General features: G+C 40.3%; 3 protein-coding genes and 1 pseudogene. All 4 read right to left on the bottom strand.

From position 1 onward, the window contains the following. Positions 1–392: 392 nt before the first annotated feature. The gene (ychF, locus tag GXZ17_RS03020; protein ID WP_409375810.1) at positions 393–1,487 is read right to left on the bottom strand and encodes a redox-regulated ATPase YchF; all 1,095 of its coding nucleotides are present in this window, start codon (positions 1,485–1,487) and stop codon (positions 393–395) included. A gap of 3 nt (positions 1,488–1,490) precedes the next feature. Further along, entirely contained in the window at positions 1,491–1,718 is a 228-nt protein-coding gene (locus GXZ17_RS03015; RefSeq protein WP_409375809.1) for a DUF951 domain-containing protein, read from the bottom strand. Positions 1,719–1,729: 11 nt separating this feature from the next. Then, the gene (locus GXZ17_RS03010) at positions 1,730–2,245 is read right to left on the bottom strand and encodes a nitroreductase family protein (protein WP_409375808.1); all 516 of its coding nucleotides are present in this window, start codon (positions 2,243–2,245) and stop codon (positions 1,730–1,732) included. Positions 2,246–2,318: 73 nt separating this feature from the next. Beyond that, a pseudogene (locus tag GXZ17_RS03005) lies at positions 2,319–3,722 on the bottom strand (hypothetical protein); the annotation flags it as partial.

The raw sequence follows: 3,722 nt of genomic DNA, 5'->3' as shown, positions 1-3,722 counted from the left end.
CTATAGGATTGTACTAACTGGAGATAATAAATGGGTTTTTCTTTACTTCCCCCTCTGGTTCTTTTGATGAACATTTCTCTACCCCTCTTCTCTTTCTTTTACTACATAATAGCTATATACAATACCTAATGTCAATAGAAAAACATAAAAATATCACAAAATAATGCCACTACAAAATAATGAAAAAATGAGAGATAGAAAAACAGAATGTAGATTTATCAAGGGTTTCAGAGATTAAAGGAGTTAAAAAGAGGGAGAAACTGTCAAAGTCGGGTATAGTTAACCCCCGGAATAGATATTTTTCGTTATTTTCCCTCTGAAGTTAAACCAGAATCAGTAAACTCCAGAAACTCTTGAATTACTTCGCTCTTTAGCAAGCGTCAGGGTAGCTCTCAATGAGGAGAGAAGCGGAAGTAAACCAAATCTCCATCTTTTATTTCATAGTCTTTACCTTCCTGGCGAATCCTTCCTTCTTCCCGGGATTTTCCCCATGAACCAATAGCTACTAATTCCTCATAGTTTATAACTTCGGCCTTAATAAATCCCTTTTCCATATCGGTATGTACTTTACCTGCAGCCTGGGGGGCTTTGCTCCCTCGGAGAAGTTCCCAAGCTCGCAATTCCTTATCTCCAAAAGTATAAAAAGTAATCAAGCCTAAGAGTTGGTAAGCTTCTTTCACTACCAGATTTAATCCCGTATCTTCAATACCAAATTCCTGGATAAATACTTTTCTTTCTTCAACAGGAATCTCTTCTAACTCCTCTTCCAATTTAGCAAAAACTGGTATTATCTTTTCTCCGCTTTCTTCCAGTTCCTTTTTAACCTCCTCAAAAAGATACTTACTGCTTTCACTTTCGTCCAGATTAGCCACATAGATAAGAGGTTTTAGAGTTATGAATTGGTAAGGTTTCAATATTTCTTTTTCTTCTTCCTTGAACTCTAAAAAGCGAAGTGGTTTACCTTCTTCTAACCAGCGTTTTCCTTTTTCTAGAACTTCTTTTTCCAGTTTTAACCGTTCATCTTTAACTTTTCTGGTTAAATCTTGCAATTTCTCCAGTCGACGCTCCATAATTTCTAAATCCGAAAGCATCAACTCCAGATCCACTATTTCTTTATCCTGCAAGGGGTCAATTTTCCCCAGGGCATGAGGTACCTTTTCATCTTGAAAAAACCTGATTACCTCTATTACCGCATCTACGCCCCTGATATTACTCAAAAACTGATTGCCCAGACCTTCCCCTTTGCTCGCTCCTTCTACCAGGCCAGCCACGTCTATGAACTCGATGGTGGCGCTCACCACTCGAGGAGGATTTAAAAGAGAAGCTAAAACCTCCAGCCGCTCGTCAGGAACCTCTACTATTCCCACGTTGGAATCAATAGTGCAAAAAGGATAACTGGCTACCGGTGCTTTAGCTTTCGTCAAAAGATTAAAAATAGTGGTTTTCCCCGAATTAGGTAAACCCACTATACCTACTTTAAGACCCATGCTCTATGCCTCGATAATACTTTCTTGGGGTTTTAGACGATGTCCTTTTCGGTAGATTTCCCGAATTTTTCCTTCCAGTTTCCGTCGGGAAACCATCACAAACCTATCACAGCCCATACACCTCAAGCCAATATCCACCCCTACTCTGACCACCTTCCATTCCTTACTTCCGCAAGGGTGGGCTTTTTTCAAAGTCAAAATATCACCGATTTCCAGCTTAATTACCGCCAAAATCGTCCTCCTTACTCACCAAAAGTCTCCATACTCACTATTTTTTCCCAGGGTCGACGAGAAGTGGCTTGAGGGATTTTTACCGGGTATCCCATAGGAACTATTGCTACAACTCTCACCTCGGGAGGAATCTCGCAAATTTCTTTTACTTTTTCTTCATCGAAATCCCCTATCCAGCAAGTTCCCAGACCTCTATCCCAGGCCGCCAGCAAAAGATGAGTAACAGAAATAGCTACGTCTACCGGCCAGCTTTCCATATACCCACCAATAAAACCACCTCTTCCTGTAGCACAGGCAATAATAACCACAGGAGCTTCTCCCACAAACTCTTGACCGCCTGCTGCTTGAGCAATCAGTCTTTTTTTCTTATCACTTTTTATCACTATAAACTTCCAGGGTTGGAGATTACTAGCCGAGGGAGCCAAACGTGCTGCTTCCAATATTTCTCTCAAATCTTCCTCTTCCACTTCTTCTGCTCGAAATTTTCGAATGCTTCTTCGAGTCTGTATCAGTTCCTTAAAATCCATAGATATCTACTCCTCTCTCCTATGTTCACAAGAGTAAAGCTTATAAAGCTACAAACCCTCTTGCACAATTCAGCTAACAATCCTCATCATTAGAACAGCGAGGAATCCTTATTTCCGTATAGGGTCTCAACTTTAGAGGGTCCTCAATAACATCCTTGTTGGCTTCCATAATCAAAGGCCATTTTCGTCCATCTCGGTAATAACGACGGGCAATATCCCATAAATTATCCCAGGGAAGAATCACATAGGAAGTGTACTTCTCCGCTTCTTCCAGTTGAGCAGTCAGTTCGGTTATTTCCCTTTGCAGAGCTTCTATCTGAGCGTTTTTCTCCTCTAATTTCTGGTTCAAATCTGCTATAGCCTTTTCTTTTTCCACTTTTTCTCCTTCTAACTCTTCAATTTTTTCCCAGGACCCTTTTTCTTCTCTCAATTCTTCTAACTCCTGATCTATTTTAAGCATCTCTTCCTGTTTTTTACTTAACTCTTCTTCTAACTCCATTTTCTCCTCAGCTAAAGTTTTTATCTCTGCAGACAATTTCTCTTTACTCTCTAAGGGTTCTTCTACCAATAATACTTCTTCCCCTCCCATCCCGGAAGAAAAAACAACGCTTTCCTCTGAAGTTTCTCCATCTTCCTCTGTGGTAGAAGTTACAGAGTGGCTAATCTCCAGGGTTTGCTTTTCTTTATTCAGTTCTTTCCTCATCTCTTCTATTTTCTCTTCTATTGAATCAATCTTGGCCTCCAGCTCTTCCTTTAAAACATTCTGACTGAAATTGCTCACCTCTTCTAATCTCTCAGAGAGCTGGGATAAAGAAATTTTCAAGCTTTCCCAGGCATCCTGGCTCTCTTTAGACCAGTTAACGCTATAGGTTTCAATTTCCCTCAAACGTTCCTCCGCTGAATTTAGAAAAGTGGTTAATTCACTAACTTGTTTGTTTATTTCACTAATGGATTGCTCCATTAATTTCTGGTAATCTGCCAGCTCCTTCTCCCACAAAAGAATTTCCTCTTCTAATTTACTCAGCCTTTCTTCCCCTTCTTGCAAAGCTCGATCTTTTTCTCCCTCGAGACGAACAAGCTCTCTCTTTAATCTTTCCCCCTCTTCTTGCAGAATATTTATTTTCTTTTCCCACTCCTCCAGCTCGCTTCTATCCGGTAACTCCTGTTTAATACTTACTATCTTGGCCTCAATGTCCTCAAGAGTTGCTTCTTGCCAGTTATTGATATCCTCGCTTATTACCTGCCACTTGCTATCCAACTGAAGAGAAATATTGTTTAGCTCATCTTCCACTGAGGATAAACTCTGCTGCAAGGTATCAATGGTTTCCTTGAGCTCTTCTTTCTCCTGAACTAAGAGGCGAAGAATATCCTCCGCCTCTTTTCCCTGATTTTCCAGAAAAATTATTTTCTCTTCCAGAGATGTGGTTTCTCTTTCTAAAAGAGAACGTACATCTTCTATCTGTTGAGATTGCTGAGT

Origin of the sequence: Candidatus Sordicultor fermentans (assembly GCF_012728195.1) — a bacterium.
Lineage (GTDB): Bacteria > Atribacterota > Atribacteria > Atribacterales > Caldatribacteriaceae > Sordicultor > Sordicultor fermentans.
This window is presented reverse-complemented; position numbering and strand designations above follow the sequence as displayed.

Excerpts from the sequence above, each read along its gene's own strand:
- ychF (WP_409375810.1), bottom strand. The coding sequence starts at position 1,487 with ATGGGTCTTAAAGTAGGTATAGTGGGTTTACCTAATTCGGGGAAAACC.
- GXZ17_RS03010 (WP_409375808.1), bottom strand. The coding sequence starts at position 2,245 with ATGGATTTTAAGGAACTGATACAGACTCGAAGAAGCATTCGAAAATTT.